Below are 13,931 nucleotides of genomic sequence, written 5' to 3'. Positions count from 1 at the left end.
TCGCTGCGTCTGAACAGATCCATGAAACGACTGCTTGCTTTCCTCCTCGCCGCGCTCTCGCTGACTGCCCTGGCCCAGGCCCCCCAGCCACCGGAACTCGCGGCGCGCAACTATGTGCTGATCGACCTGACCACGCACAAGACCCTGGCCGAGCGTGATGCCGACACGGCCAATGACCCGGCGTCCCTGACCAAGCTGATGACGGCCTATGTCGTCTTCGGCGCGCTGCGGGAGAAAAAGCTGACGCTGGAGCAGACGCTGCCCGTGTCCAAGCGCGCCTGGGACGAGCGCAAGGGTGATCCTTCGCTGATGTTCATCGACACGACGATGACGCCCAAGGTCGATGAGCTGCTGCACGGCCTCATCATCCAGAGCGGCAACGACGCCGCCGTGGCCCTGGCCGAAGGCGCCGCCGGCTCGGTCGAGAACTTCGTGCAGCTGATGAACCGCCAGGCCCAGGCCTGGGGCCTGAAGAACACCGAGTTCAAGAACGTGACCGGCACGTCCGAGCCCGGCCACAAGAGCAGTGCGCGCGACATCGCGGTGGTGGCTTCACACATCATCACGGACTTCCCCGAGTACTACGTCTACTACTCGCAGCGCGACTACACCTTCAACAAGATCCGCCAGGACAACCGCAACCTGCTGCTGCGTCGCGACCCGACGGTGGATGGCATGAAGACCGGTTTCACCGAGGCCGCCGGCTACTGCCTGGTGTCCAGTGCCAACCGCGATTTCCCCAACGGCAAGCGCCGCCTGTTGTCCGTTGTCATGGGCACGGCGTCAAAGGAAGCTCGCGCCAGCGAGAGCCAGAAGCTGCTGAACTGGGGCTACACGGCCTTCGATGCGGTCAAGATCTTTGACGCCGGCAAGGCGATTGCGACCGTGCCGGTCTGGAAGGGCGAGGCCAAGGAAGCCAGGCTCGGTGCGGCTGACGCCATCTTCGTCGCCGTGCCGCATGGCGACGGCACCAAGCTGCAAACCCAGGTCGAGCGCACCGACCCCCTGGTGGCGCCGCTCAGCAAGGGCCAGCGCGTCGGCACCCTGCGCGTGACGACGACGGCCGGCGCGCCGGTGGCCGAGGTGCCGCTGATCGTGCAGGAAGCCGTGCCCGGCTCCGGCCTGCTCGGTCGTGCCTGGGATTCGCTGCGCCTGTGGATCAAGTGAGGTCACGATGAACCTGCCGCCCGACATTCCGCCCGAGCAATCGCTCATCGAATACCCCTCGCAGTTTCCGATCAAGGTCATGGGCGCCCATGTCGAGGGCTTCGTCGAGGCCATCGCCCATGTGGCGCGACAGTTCGACCCAGCCTTTGATGCCGCCACCATCGAGCAGCGCCCGAGCAAGGGCGGCAACTACCTCGGCCTGACCATCACCATCACGGCCACCAGCCGCGAGCAGCTAGACGAGATCTACCGCACGCTGACCACGCATCCCATGGTCAAGGTCGTGCTCTGATCAGGTCGCCGCGTCGCCGGCCTGCATGGCCTTGATCTTGGCCTTGGCCGCGTCGTCGCCGTTCTTGGCGGCGATGTCGTACCAATAGCGCGCCAGGCGCGCGTCGGCCTCGACGCCCGACCCCGTCTCGAACATCGACGCGACGATGTATTGGGCGCCGACGTCGCCTGCCTTGGCCGCTTCCAGATACCAGCGGTGGGCCTGGGCCAGGTCCTGGGACCGGCCGCGGCCGAGGTAGTAGCAGGTGGCGGTGGCGAGGGCACCGTCGCCGTTGCCCTGCTGCGCGGCGCGCTCAAACCAGCCGCAGGCGGCCTTCGCGTCGGGCTTGCCGTGGCGCCCCTGCTCGATCATTTCGCCCAGGGCGTTCTCGGCCAGTGCCAGCTTCTGCGCCGCCGCACGCTGCAGCCACTGCCAGGCCTTCGCGTCGCTGGCGCCGGGCAGCTCCTTGCGCAGATTCATCATCGCGAGGTTGAACTGGCCGAGCGCCTCGCCGCGCCGGGCTGATTCGGCAAAGCCCTTGGCCGCAGCCTTGAGGTCGCCCTCGTCGTAGGCGGCCAGCGCGTCGGGCAGTGAGACGGCCCGGGCCAGGGAGGCGGCGAGCAGCAGGGCAACGGCAATCAGTGGCGTCTTCATCGGGTCGAGTCGTCCTGGCTAAGCGAAGGCTTACAGTGGCTGCCTATGATGCCCGCATGATCGTCAAGACCCTCGGGCGGGTCGATTACCTGCCCACGCTGGAGGCCATGCGCGCCTTCACGGCGGCGCGCGATGCAGATACGCCGGACGAGCTCTGGCTCTGCGAGCACCCGCCCACCTTCACCCAGGGCCTGGCCGGGAAGCCCGAGCACCTGCTGCTGCCCGGCGACATCCCCGTCGTCGCGACCGAGCGCGGCGGCCAGGTGACGTATCACGGCCCCGGCCAGGTGACGGCTTACCCCCTCGTGGACCTGCGACGCCTGGGTATCTTCGTCAAGGAATACGTTTTCCGCCTGGAGACGGCCCTCATCCAAACCTTGGACAGCTATGCGGTGACCGGCCTGCGCGTCGGCGGCGCGCCCGGCATCTATGTGCGCCCGGCCGACCCTGGCAGCCATGCGGCCCTGGCCGGCCCGGCCGATCCGGCGGACGCCTTCAAGGGCCTGGCCAAGATCGCCGCCCTGGGCATCAAGGTCAGCCGCCACTGCACCTATCACGGCCTCGCGCTGAATGTCGCGATGGACCTGGAACCCTTCCTGCGCATCAACCCGTGCGGATACGAAGGGCTGGAAACCACATCCCTCGATAAAATCGGGGTTTTCACCGACTGGCCGACCGCGGCCGGGCGGCTCGCCGAGCGGCTCTCGGCACAATTTGAAGTCTCGACGCCTTGACCATGCCCGACACGACCACCTACGACCCGACGATCAAGCAAAAGGCCGAGGCCAAGACCTCGCGCATTCCGATCAAGATCGTGCCGGCCGAGGTGCTGAAGAAGCCAGACTGGATCCGCGTCAAGGCCGGCTCGCCGACCACCCGCTTCTACGAGATCAAGCAGATCCTTCGTGAGCACAAGCTGCACACGGTCTGCGAGGAAGCCAGCTGCCCCAATATCGGCGAATGCTTCGGCAAGGGCACGGCCACCTTCATGATCATGGGTGACAAGTGCACGCGCCGCTGCCCGTTCTGCGACGTCGGCCACGGCCGGCCCGACCCGCTGGACGTCGACGAGCCGCTGAACCTGGCCAAGACGATTGCGGCGCTGAAGCTCAAGTACGTCGTCATCACCAGCGTCGACCGCGACGACCTGAAGGACGGCGGCGCCGGCCATTTCGCCGAATGCATCACTAAGACGCGCGAGCTGTCGCCGACGACCCAGATCGAAGTGCTGGTGCCCGACTTCCGCGGCCGCGCCGATCGCGCGCTGAATATCCTGAAGGCCGCGCCGCCGGATGTGATGAACCACAACCTGGAAACCGCGCCGCGCCTGTACAAGGAAGCGCGCCCGGGTTCCGACTACCAGTTCAGCCTGGACCTGCTCAAGCGCTTCAAGCAGGAAGTGCCGGGCGTGCCGACCAAGAGCGGCATCATGGTCGGCCTGGGCGAGACGGACGACGAGATCCGCCAGGTCATGCGCGACATGCGGGCGCACGACATCGACATGATCACCATCGGGCAGTACCTGGCGCCATCGGGCCATCACCTGCCGGTGCGCCGCTATGTGACGCCCGACGCCTTCAAGCAGTTCGAGAAGGAAGCCTACGAGCTGGGCTTCACGCACGCGGCCGTCGGCGCCATGGTGCGCTCCAGCTACCACGCGGACGAGCAGGCCCACGCGGCCCTCAATCCGACGGTCAGCCCGACGGCGGCCTGATCAGGACCGCCCAGGGCGGGGCTGGGGCGCCATCGGCGGCACTTCTGGCGCCTCGTTCAGGCGCAGGAACTTGAAGCCCGCCAGCTGCGCCTTGTTCTGCCCCGCCTGGCGCGCATCGCGTTCGGCCATGCGGGCGATGAAGCCCTGCAGCGTCTCCTCGCGCACCTGCGGCTCGGCTGAATGCAGCAGGCGACGAGAGCCATCCGCGCTGGTGACGATGAGGCCGACATGCGATGCCCAGGACTCGCCGCCGCGGCTGGAGATGACGTTGACGAAATCGCCGTCCTGCAACTGGGCCTCGACAGCGGCCACGTCCTGCTTGGCAACGTAGACATCGTCGAAGTTCTGCACCGGGATGTCGCGGCGGATCTTGAACTGCTTGAGCAGGAAGGCCTGACGGTCGATGCGCTGGTGGTAGGGCTGGGTCGGCGCGCCCAGGGTGGCGGTGACGTCCTGCACCAACCAGCGGTTGGCGACATTCCAGTCGGCTTCGGTGTAGTGGTTGCGCGTGGCGGTGCCGATGACCCCGTCGCGGTAGCGAATGCGCTGCAGCATCCAGAAGAACTCTTCCCAGGATGCGCTCAATGCCATCGCATAGGTATGTTCCACGAAGACGACGCAGTCGCTTTTGCTCAGGTCGAACAGCGGCTGGGCGTCGTAGGTCTCGTAGGGGAACTCGCCCAGCAAGAAGAGCTCGTAGGGCTGGCCGATGTTTTTGCGTGCCAGCGCCGCGATGCGCTGGCGCAGGGCCGGCTGGTCCTGCTGTTGCCAGGCCAGGTAGCGGCCCAGCTCGCGCGGCTGCATCTGGTAGAGCGGCTTGTTGAGCAGGCTGGCCAGTTCGGTGGCGTCCAGGCTGGCGCGGCGAGCGGCATCCAGCTGTGTGGCCGTGGGCTCGATGCGGGGTGGCGACGGTGGCGGCGGGGGCTGGTGGGCGCAGCCAGCCAGCAGCAGGGATATGGCGAGGGCGGCAAGCGTCTTTTGCATCGCCGCAGTGTCAGTCCAGCGGCGCCTCGGTGGTCATGAGAGCTTGTGGGACGTCCATAACGTCAGGATTCGCCGGCCTGGGCGCGCAGCGTCTCGATGAGCAGGCGCGTCTTGCGAGGTGGCTGCTGGGCGGCCGGATAGAGGGCGTGGATGCCGCCTTCGGGCAGATGCCAGCCCGGCAGCAGGCGCACGAGGCGGCCGGCGGCGAGGTCGTCGGCAACGAGATAGTCCGGCAGCATGGCCATGCCGCCACCCGCCAATGCCGCGCTGCGCAGCGCCGAGGCGGTGTTGAAGGACAGCACGGACTGCAAGCGCACCGCCTGTTCGGCCTCGCCGTCGGCGTTGAAGCGGCATTGCAGCGGCTGGGGAAGCACGGTCAGCGCAATCAGCGGCAGGGCTGCCAGCTCGCCCGGATGAGCGGGTGCGGCGCGTCCCTCGAGCAGGCTCGGGCTGGCAACGACGTAGGCGCTGAAGGACCGGATGCGCGTCGCGCGCAGCTCGGAGTCGGCCAGTTGGCCGATGCGGATGGCCACGTCGATCTGCTCGGCCACAAGGTCCAGCGGCCGGTCGACAGCCAGCACATCGATCTGCAGTTGCGGGTGGCGCTGCGTCAGTGCGACGGCGACGGGCGCCAGCACGCGCTCGGCATAGTCCACCGGCGCCGTCACGCGCAGCCGGCCACGTGGCTCGGCCGTGTTTCCGGCGGCAGCGGCGATGGCCCGCTCGGTGTCGGCCACGATCTGGCGCGCAGCATCGAAAAAGCCCTCACCCGCCTCGGTCATGCGCAGGGAGCGTGTGGTGCGCAACAGCAGGCTGGCGCCGACCTCGCGCTCCAGGCGCTGCATGTGGGCGCTGACCATGGTCGTCGCGATACCCAGCCGGCGGGCGGCTGCGCTCAGCGAGCCGGTTTCGACGACGGCGACGAAGACGGCCAGGCGGTTGAGGTTGACGTTGGCGAGGGCGTTGATGGCCATCTTCCACTCAAAGTGCAAGGTGTTTGCAGGATAGCGCGGCTACCGGGCGGTCTGCCCGGGCACACTGGAGCCATCCCAGAGGAGATCGCCATGAATCACCCCATCTTCCATCGCAACATCCAAATCGACGGGTTGAACATCTTCTACCGTGAGGCCGGCCCGGTGGATGCGCCGACGTTGCTGCTGCTGCACGGCTTCCCGTCATCGTCGCGCCAGTATGTGAAGCTGATGGAGGCGCTGGCGGACCGCTACCACCTCATTGCCCCGGACTATCCGGGTTTCGGCCTCAGTGATGCGCCGCCGGCCGCCGAGTTTGGCTACAGCTTCGACCGCCTGGCCGATGTCGTCGAGGGGTTCTGCGAGGCGCTGGGCCTGGACCGCTTCGTCGCCTACCTGTTCGACTTCGGCGCGCCCATCGGCCTGCGCGTCGCCGAACGCCATCCGGAATGGATCGCCGGCCTCGTCATCCAGAATGGCAATGCCTACGAGGAGGGATTGAGCGCGATGGCACGCGACATGGTGGCGCTGCAGCCCGGCCGGCCGGGTGCTGTGGAGGCCGTCATGGGCATCCTGACGGCCGAGGTCACGCGCATGCAGTACGAGGGCGGCACCCGCGAGCCGGCGCGCATCGCCCCCGAGGGCTGGCTGCTGGACCAGCATTTCCTGGACCTGCCCGGCCGCAAGGCCATCCAGGTCGACCTGGCGCTGGACTACCACCGCAACGTGGCGCGCTACCCGGCCTGGCAGGCCTGGCTGCGCGAACATCGGCCGCCGGCGCTGATCGTCTGGGGTCGCAACGACGCCTTCTTCCCGGCGGCGGGCGCCGAGGCCTATCTGCGCGACCTGCCCGAGGCCGAGCTGCATCTGCTCGACACGGGGCACTTCGCTTTGGAGGAAGAGGTCGATTTCATCGCGGCGCGCATGGCCGTCTTCATCGACGGGCTTACGCCTCAGCCAGCAGCTGCTCGATGAGGCCGTGCAGGGCGGCGAAGTCGGGTTCGCCGACAAAGCGCTTGACGATCTCGCCGCGCTTGTTGATGAGGAAGGTGGTCGGCGTCATCTGCACCGAGCCAAAGGCCTGGGCGACGCTGCCGGTGTTGTCGATGGCCACGCCAAAGGGCAGCTTGCGCGTCTCGGCGTACTTGGCGACGAAGGCCGGTGGGTCGTAGCTCATGGCCACGGCCACGGTATCCAGGCCGCGGGCCTTGAACTTGTCGTGGGTGGCGACGATCTGCGGCATCTCCTTCACGCAGGTCGCGCAGCTGGTGGCCCAGAAGTTGACCAGCATGACCTTGCCGGTCCAGTCCCGCGAGCTGGCCTTCTGGCCGTTCAGCAGCACATAGTCGACGGCGGGTGCCTGCTCGCGGGCACAGCCCGTCAGCGCGGCGGCGCAGATCAGGGCAGAGGCAAGGGCACGGCGGGTCAGCATGCCCGGATTCTAGAGAAGCCGCTAAACCCTTTTGGCCAGCTCGAACATCAGCAGCGAGGGCAGGGCGTCGGGCAGGTGGCGGCGCGAGATGCGGGCCACGCCGTCACCGGTGGCGGTGGACAGCTGGGTGCGGTGCTCGCCATCGAACATCTCGACGAAGGCGAAGTCCGGCGCGTCGCGCATGACGCCGGCGATCAGCTGCAGCAGCGGCTCGCTCATCTGTGCCGCGTCGAACAGCATGGCATGGGGCAGGCCTTCCCGGCAGAACTGCTCGGCCTCGGCCACGCTGCCGACCACATCCACCAGCATGCCCATGTGGCGCACGGCGGCCTGGGCCTCGGTGCGCATGTCGCGGTGCGCCGACACGATCAGCAACTGGCAGCCCGCCAGCGGCCGCGAATTGCCGCCCATGCGTTCGGCCTCGGCTTCCAACCGGGCATTGGTGCTGTCCGGCGGCGGCGCTTCGTCCGGCGCGAGCTGGTTGAACTCCAGCGTCAGCAGCGTGATGCCGGCCTCCTGCTCGCGCAGTGGCAGCACACCCAGCGTGATGGCCGTTTGCTCCAGCAGCCGCCAGGCCAGCGAGTCCAGCCCGGGCGTCGGTGCGTGCGGGTCGGCGTCGTCGCTGAGCAATTCCAGCGAGCGGTGGGCGAAGCGGCAGCTCAGGCGCGCCTTGACCGGCCAGGGCGTCAGATCCAGTCGCAGGTCGACGGAGGAGTGCGTATTGGCCAGCGCCCAGTCCATCAGCGCGTTCAGCAGACCGAAGAGCAGAGCGCCATCGGCCCAGATCTCGACAGGCTTGAGCGACTGGCGAACCTGCACGCCGCGCGCCTGGGTCTCGCGGCTGCGCTGGGCGAGCACGCTGCGCAGCATCTGCGTCAGGTGCTGGCGCTCGCGGTTCAGGCGCAGGCGGCCGGAGGCCAGCCGGGAGAGCTGCTGGCCCAGCATGCCGGCCGTGCGAGCGTCGTCCACGCTGCGCTTCAACAGGCGCAGGCCGCGGCGGTCGATCTGGCCGGTGGTGGCGAGGTTCTGGATCTGCTCTAGCGCCGCGCTCAGCGGCCCGGCGATCTCGGCGCCCAGCTGCTGGACGATGTCCGCCCACTGGACCGGTGAAGGCTCAGGCATGACATCGTTGGCGGCACTTGCTGGCGCGGAAGAAGGCGGTGTGGACATGACCCGGTGGCTGCGGACCCGAGGCGGATGGTTCTAGGTGGTTGGCCCGCCTCGGTGCGTGAGCGCATGCTGCGGACAGCGCGCCGCCATCTCCATCCCCCACCCAGGGGGAAACCCTGGGTTTGGGGGTGGGTTAGCCCTCACGCAATGACACCACTGTTGCGCCAGTTTGTGATTTCTTCCGCAGAACAGCCGGCTTCTTGCAGCAACTCGTCGCTGTGCTGGCCCAGCAACGGCGGCGCGTGGCGATAGGCCACGGGCGTGGCCGACAGCTTCATCGGGCTGGCGATGAGGCGCAGATCGGGCGTCAGGGGGTGAGGCATGGGGACCACGGCCCCGCGAGCTTGCGCCTGCGGGTCGGCCAGCGCCTCACCAATAGAGTTGATTGAGCCGCAGGGCACTTTGGCAGCCTCCAGCGCCGCGAGCCAGTCGGCGCGTGGGCGCTGCCGCATGGCTTCCTCCAACTGAGGCACGAGGAGGGCGCGGTGGCGCACGCGCTCGGAGTTGGTCGCAAAGCGTGGGTCGGTGGCCCATCCCGGCTGGCCGGCGATGTCGCAGAACTTGGCGAATTGGCGGTCGTTGCCGACAGCCAGGATCAGATAGCCGTCGCTGGCCTCGAAGACCTGATAGGGCACGATGTTCTGGTGGGCGTTGCCCATGCGGCCCGGCGCCTTGCCGCTGCACAGGTAGTTGCTGCCGAGGTTGGCCAGCATGGCGAGCTGGGTGTCCAGCAGGGCCATGTCGATGACCTGGCCCTGGCCGGTGGCATCGCGGTGGCGCAGCGCGGCCAGGATGGCGACGGTGGCATACATGCCGGTGAACAGGTCGGCCACGGCCACGCCCACCTTCTGCGGCCCGCCGCCGGGCAGGTCGTCGCGCTCGCCGGTCACGCTCATCAGCCCGCCCATGCCCTGGACGGCGTAGTCATAACCGGCGCGCTCGGCATAGGGCCCGGTCTGGCCGAAGCCGGTGATGGAGCAGATGACGAGGCCGGGGTGCTCGGCGAGCAGGGTTTGCGCGTCCAGGCCATAGCGAGCCAGGTCGCCGACCTTGAAGTTCTCCACCAGCACATCGACCTGGGCCGCCAGCTTGCGGACGATGGCCTGACCTTCGGGCGTGGCCAGATCCACGGCCAGCGAGCGCTTGTTGCGGTTGGCGCCGAGGAAGTAGGCGGCCTCGGACGTGTCCTGGCCGTCGGCATCCTTCAGATAGGGCGGGCCCCAGGCACGTGTGTCGTCGCCACTGCCGGGGCGTTCGATCTTGATGACGTCGGCGCCGAGGTCGGCCAGGGTCTGGGTGCACCAGGGGCCGGCCAGCACGCGCGACAGGTCCAGCACGCGCACGCCTGCCAGGGCTTGGGGAGAGGGCATTTCTTGCATTGCGGAATTGTCCTCGGGCCGCTGTCGATAATTCGCCCATGCCCTGCCGCACGACTGCCGGATTTGCCCTAATGCTGAGCTTGCTGGCGGCTTGCCAGCCGACGCTGAACTGGCGCGAGGTCAGGCCGACCGGATCGGGCGCCGTGGCCCTCTTCCCTTGCAAGCCCGACATCGAGCAGCGCCCCGCTCACGCCGGCCAGGGTGCGATGGGCCTGGCCCAGTGCGAAGCGGGCGGCGGGCGCTTCGCGCTGTCCTGGGCTGATGGGCCCGACCCGACCCAGGCCGGCCCAGCCCTCAAGGCCATGCCCCAGGCCTTGGCCACCAAGCTCGGCCAGCCGCTGCCGCCGGCCCAGCCGCTGCTGGTGCCGGGCATGACGCCGCTGCCGGAGGCTGCCGAGTACCGCCTGACCGGTGCGGGCGGGATCACTCGCGTGGCCGTGTTCGCTCACGGTGGCCGTGTCTACCAGGCGCTGATGACGCTGCCGCAGGACGACCCGGCCGCGTGGGAAAGCTTCCGTGCCGGGCTGGCCATGGAGACCGCCCGCTAACATCCTGCCCCATGCCCAACCTGCTTGTGATCGCCCACGCACCGCTGGCCTCCGCCCTGCGGCAGGTGGCCGAACACACCTTCCCCGACTGTGCGCCGACGCTGACCGTGCTGGATGTTGATGCTGGCATGAGCGCGGACGACGTCGAGACAGCTGCCCGCGCGCTGATGGCCCGGGCCGACCAGCCCGAGTGGTTGGTGCTGACCGATGTGTTCGGCGCCACGCCGAGCAACGGTGCTCAGCGCCTGGCGGGAGAGCAGGTGCAGGTGCTCAGCGGTGTCAGCGTGCCCATGCTGTGGCGCACCCTCTGCTATGCCAGCCAGAAGCCTTTGACCGAGCTGGCACGGCGCGCCATGCAGGGCGCGGTCACCGGCATCGTCGCCATGCCTCCCTTGCCCCCCGACGAATGATCAAGTCCACCCTCACCATCAGCAACAAGCTGGGTCTTCACGCGCGCGCCTCGGCCAAGTTAACCAAGTTGGCCGGCAGCTTCAAGTGCGAGGTCTATATGAGCCGCAACGGCCGGCGCGTGAACGCCAAGAGCATCATGGGCGTCATGATGCTGGCCGCCGGCATCGGCGCGACAGTCGAACTGGAGACTGATGGCGAGGACGAACAAGCCGCGCAGGATCAGATCACCGCCCTCGTCAACGACAAGTTCGGCGAAGGCCAGTGATCAGCCGAGGATGCGCTTGAAGCGCGCCGGCAGATCGGCCGTGCGCAGCAGCAGCGGCAGGTCGGCGGTGTTGAAGTCGGGGTCCCAGGCCGGCTCGCCCATCAACTTGGCGCCGCAGCGCAGATAGCCGCGGATCAAGGCCGGCGGTTCCACCACCAGGTCCTGGCGCAGGTGCTCGATGGGCAGCGGCAGGCGCGGGCGCACCCGGCAGTCGATGGGCGCGAGGTGGTTGGCGGCGATCTGCTTCCACAGACTGGCCGCGAAGTGGCCGCCATCGCGCATGCTGACGCTGGCGCAGCCGATGACGGTATCCAGACCGTTGCGGGCCATGAACTCGGCCAGCGCGCCCCACAACGCAATGATGGCGCCGCCGCTGCGGTGGTCGGCATGCACGCAGGAGCGGCCGATCTCGGCGACCCGGGAACGCAGGCCGCGCAGGCGCGTCAGGTCGAACTCGGTGTCGCTGTACAGGCCGCCGGCGCGTTTGGCGGCGGACGGCGTCAGCACGCGGTAGGTGCCGACGACAGGGCCGGGCTCGTCGTCCTCGCCCCCGGCGCGCACCAGGACATGCTCGCAATAGGCGTCGAAGAGGTCGACGTCCAGCCCGGCCGGTGAACCCTTGGGTGTGGGCAGGCGGGCGCCCATCTCGACGGCGAAGACCTGGTAGCGCAGCGCCTGGGCTTCGCGAACTTCCGTTTCGCTGCGTGCCCAGCTGACGCTGAGGCGGGGGGAAGAGGTGCGCGCCGGGCGGTGCAGGGCGGGGGCATGCGGCTGTGCATGCGTGACGATCAAACTGCGGTTCATGCCCGGTATGCTGGGGCGGCGGTTTGACGCAGCGGTGAAGGCCCTATGAAAAAACCATGACGCGGCAGCCCTGTGGCTCAAGCTACATTGGGGATTGATCTGCGGAGGGTGCTGATGAGTTTTCAGGTGTTCGGCATTGCGGTCTCACGTGGTGTGGCCATCGGTCGCGCGGTGCTGATCGCCTCCAGCCGCGTCGACGTCGCCCACTATTTCGTGACGCCCGACGAGGTCCAGCCCGAGATTGGGCGACTGCTGCGCGCACGCGACGCCGTCGTGCTGGAGCTGGAGACGTTGAGGGATGAACTGCCAGGCGACGCGCCCCACGAACTCGCGGCCTTGCTGGACGTGCACCTGATGCTGCTGCACGACGAGGCCCTGACCGGGAGCGCCAGCCAGTGGATCGTCGAGCGGCACTACAACGCGGAATGGGCGCTGTCTGCCCAGCTCGAGGTGCTGGCACGCCAGTTCGACGAGATGGAAGATGACTACCTGCGCGAGCGCAAGGCTGACCTGGAGCAGGTCGTCGAGCGTGTGTTGCGTGCGCTGTCCCAGGAGCGGGGTGACACGCCTGCGCCCGTCACGCCACGCGACTTTGCGGGCGAGGATCCGCTGCTGCTGGTGGCCGCCGACATTGCGCCGGCCGACATGATCCAGTTCAAGCGCAGCGTCTTCCGCGGCTTCATCACCGACATTGGCGGCAAGACCTCCCACACCGCCATCGTCGCGCGCAGCATGGATATCCCGGCGGTGGTGGGCACTCGCGAGGCCTCGCGCCTCATCAGGCAGGATGACTGGGTCATCATCGATGGCGACGCGGGCACGGTCATCGTCAATCCTTCGCCCATCGTCCTGGAGGAGTACCGCTTCCGCCAGCGCCAGAGCGAACTGGAGCGCGCGCGGCTGGGGCGCCTGCGGCACACGCCGGCCGTCACGCTGGATGGCGAGCACATCGAATTGCACGCCAACATCGAGATGCCTGCCGACGCGGAGGCGGCAGTGGAATCGGGGGCCACGGGCGTCGGGCTGTTCCGCAGCGAGTTTCTGTTCATGAACCGTGAGGGCGAACTGCCCAGTGAGGAAGAACAGTTCGCTGCCTACAAGGCCGCCGTCGTGGCGATGAAGGGCATGCCGGTCACGATTCGCACCGTCGACGTGGGGGCGGACAAGCCGCTGGATCGGTTGACGGTCAACGAACTGCGCCACGAGCATGTGCTCAACCCGGCGATGGGCCTGCGTGCCATCCGTTGGAGCTTGGCCGAGCCGAGCATGTTCCGTCAGCAACTGCGCGCCATCTATAGAGCGAGCGCCTTCGGCAAGGTCAGACTATTGATCCCGATGGTGGCGCATCTGTCGGAAGTTCGGCAAATCGTCGAGACGGTGCGCAAGGTGCAGCAGCAGTTGACCGATGCCGGCCATGCCTACACGCGCGTCGAGCTGGGCGTCATGATCGAGATCCCGGCCGCAGCGGTCATGCTGCCGCTGCTGCTGCGGCATGTGGATTTCGTCTCCATAGGAACCAACGACCTGATCCAGTACACCTTGGCCATCGACCGTGCCGATGAAGCAGTTGCCCATCTCTACGATCCCTGGCATCCGGCAGTGCTGCAGCTGATCAGCCAAGCCATCGCCCAGGCGCGCGCGGCGGGCAAGGGCGTCAGCGTTTGCGGCGAGATGGCGGGCGACCCCGTCTTTACCGAACTGCTGTTGGCCATGGGCCTGCGCAGTTTCTCCATGCACCCGTCACAGATTCCTGCCGTCAAGCAGCGCATCCTGCGCGCTGACGCGCAGCGCCTTGCTACGGCCCTGCCGCACATCCTGGACAGCGACGATCCTCAGGCCACCGCCGAGAAGGAGCTGGTCGTTGCTCGCAGCGCAGTAGCTGTGCATTGACTGCGATGGCTATTTGCGCCGGGCCGCTCGGCTGCCGAGGGCAACCGCCACGGATGGCTGCCTGGTTCCGAGTTAGGCGTACAGGTTGCTGATTACCTCAATCGCTGGGAATGGCCGCGCCAGATCAAATTGCCAGACGATCTTGCGAACACAGAAAAACCTATGCTACAGTCGTGGGCTTCGCTGATCACAACGCAGCGCTTGTCGGGAACGGCGGATGGTTGTGAGGTGGTTGGTGGAGCTGGGCTGAAAGGTCTGGATGGCGAGCTGG

Annotated in this window: 16 protein-coding genes; 9 read left to right on the top strand and 7 right to left on the bottom strand. The window is 67.7% G+C overall.

Annotated elements, in window-relative coordinates:
• Positions 1–21 precede the first annotated feature (21 nt).
• Together ASC91_RS07000 and ASC91_RS06995 are read left to right on the top strand one after the other, a co-directional pair.
• A complete protein-coding gene (locus tag ASC91_RS07000) occupies positions 22–1,167 on the top strand; it encodes a D-alanyl-D-alanine carboxypeptidase family protein (RefSeq protein WP_056194327.1) in 1,146 nt (381 codons plus the stop codon).
• A 7-nt stretch (positions 1,168–1,174) separates the two neighbouring features.
• Complete coding sequence (locus ASC91_RS06995) at positions 1,175–1,459, top strand: DUF493 family protein (RefSeq protein ID WP_056194323.1); 285 nt, start codon at positions 1,175–1,177, stop codon at positions 1,457–1,459.
• Here ASC91_RS06995 and ASC91_RS06990 read toward each other — a convergent pair whose 3' ends face one another.
• The gene (locus ASC91_RS06990) at positions 1,460–2,092 is read right to left on the bottom strand and encodes a tetratricopeptide repeat protein (protein ID WP_056194320.1); all 633 of its coding nucleotides are present in this window, start codon (positions 2,090–2,092) and stop codon (positions 1,460–1,462) included.
• Positions 2,093–2,148: 56 nt separating this feature from the next.
• On the opposite strand from ASC91_RS06990, the gene lipB reads away from it, so the two are divergent.
• Both lipB and lipA read left to right on the top strand, forming a co-directional pair.
• The gene (gene lipB / locus ASC91_RS06985; RefSeq protein WP_056194318.1) at positions 2,149–2,826 is read left to right on the top strand and encodes a lipoyl(octanoyl) transferase LipB; all 678 of its coding nucleotides are present in this window, start codon (positions 2,149–2,151) and stop codon (positions 2,824–2,826) included.
• Between the two features lie 2 nt (positions 2,827–2,828).
• Positions 2,829–3,806: a lipoyl synthase gene (gene lipA, locus ASC91_RS06980; protein ID WP_056194316.1), complete on the top strand. Its 978-nt coding sequence runs from the start codon at positions 2,829–2,831 to the stop codon at positions 3,804–3,806.
• Here lipA and ASC91_RS06975 read toward each other — a convergent pair whose 3' ends face one another.
• Positions 3,807–4,790 (bottom strand): N-acetylmuramoyl-L-alanine amidase-like domain-containing protein, encoded by a 984-nt coding sequence (locus ASC91_RS06975; protein WP_082532495.1) that lies wholly within the window; start codon positions 4,788–4,790, stop codon positions 3,807–3,809.
• Positions 4,791–4,852: 62 nt separating this feature from the next.
• Entirely contained in the window at positions 4,853–5,758 is a 906-nt protein-coding gene (locus ASC91_RS06970) for a LysR family transcriptional regulator (RefSeq protein ID WP_157281270.1), read from the bottom strand.
• 96 nt (positions 5,759–5,854) lie between these two features.
• On the opposite strand from ASC91_RS06970, the gene ASC91_RS06965 reads away from it, so the two are divergent.
• Complete coding sequence (locus ASC91_RS06965; RefSeq protein WP_056194309.1) at positions 5,855–6,736, top strand: alpha/beta fold hydrolase; 882 nt, start codon at positions 5,855–5,857, stop codon at positions 6,734–6,736.
• On the opposite strand, the gene ASC91_RS06960 is transcribed toward ASC91_RS06965, so the two are convergent.
• The 3 genes from ASC91_RS06960 to ASC91_RS06950 all read right to left on the bottom strand — a co-directional run bounded on the left by ASC91_RS06960 (position 6,708) and on the right by ASC91_RS06950 (position 9,733).
• Positions 6,708–7,193, bottom strand: coding sequence for a TlpA disulfide reductase family protein (locus tag ASC91_RS06960; RefSeq protein WP_082532494.1), 486 nt, complete (start codon positions 7,191–7,193; stop codon positions 6,708–6,710). The two genes, ASC91_RS06965 and ASC91_RS06960, sit on opposite strands and share 29 nt — an antisense overlap.
• Before the next feature lie 21 nt (positions 7,194–7,214).
• Positions 7,215–8,315, bottom strand: a complete 1,101-nt coding sequence (locus ASC91_RS06955) for a hypothetical protein (protein ID WP_056194306.1) — start codon at positions 8,313–8,315, stop codon at positions 7,215–7,217.
• Between the two features lie 188 nt (positions 8,316–8,503).
• Positions 8,504–9,733, bottom strand: a complete 1,230-nt coding sequence (locus tag ASC91_RS06950) for a CaiB/BaiF CoA transferase family protein (protein ID WP_394326314.1) — start codon at positions 9,731–9,733, stop codon at positions 8,504–8,506.
• An 80-nt stretch (positions 9,734–9,813) separates the two neighbouring features.
• On the opposite strand from ASC91_RS06950, the gene ASC91_RS06945 reads away from it, so the two are divergent.
• Genes ASC91_RS06945 through ASC91_RS06935 form a run of 3 tightly spaced genes read left to right on the top strand, consistent with a single transcriptional unit; the run spans position 9,814 to position 10,966 of the window.
• Positions 9,814–10,290, top strand: coding sequence for a hypothetical protein (locus ASC91_RS06945; RefSeq protein ID WP_056194302.1), 477 nt, complete (start codon positions 9,814–9,816; stop codon positions 10,288–10,290).
• Between the two features lie 11 nt (positions 10,291–10,301).
• Positions 10,302–10,700: a PTS sugar transporter subunit IIA gene (locus ASC91_RS06940; RefSeq protein WP_157281251.1), complete on the top strand. Its 399-nt coding sequence runs from the start codon at positions 10,302–10,304 to the stop codon at positions 10,698–10,700.
• Positions 10,697–10,966: an HPr family phosphocarrier protein gene (locus ASC91_RS06935; protein ID WP_056194300.1), complete on the top strand. Its 270-nt coding sequence runs from the start codon at positions 10,697–10,699 to the stop codon at positions 10,964–10,966. The genes ASC91_RS06940 and ASC91_RS06935 overlap by 4 nt, the downstream gene beginning before the upstream one ends.
• Here the strand turns inward: ASC91_RS06935 and ASC91_RS06930 are convergent, their stop codons facing one another.
• Positions 10,967–11,770, bottom strand: coding sequence for a GNAT family N-acetyltransferase (locus tag ASC91_RS06930; protein ID WP_056194297.1), 804 nt, complete (start codon positions 11,768–11,770; stop codon positions 10,967–10,969).
• Positions 11,771–11,884: 114 nt separating this feature from the next.
• Between ASC91_RS06930 and ptsP the strand changes: the two genes are divergently transcribed.
• Complete coding sequence (ptsP, locus tag ASC91_RS06925; RefSeq protein ID WP_056194294.1) at positions 11,885–13,660, top strand: phosphoenolpyruvate--protein phosphotransferase; 1,776 nt, start codon at positions 11,885–11,887, stop codon at positions 13,658–13,660.
• The last annotated feature ends 271 nt before the right edge of the window (positions 13,661–13,931 follow it).

It is taken from the genome of Pelomonas sp. Root1237, assembly GCF_001425055.1.
In the GTDB taxonomy this organism is placed as follows: Bacteria; Pseudomonadota; Gammaproteobacteria; order Burkholderiales; family Burkholderiaceae_C; genus Pelomonas.
Note: the sequence above shows the minus strand (reverse complement) of the source record. Positions and strands in the feature narration are given on the sequence as shown.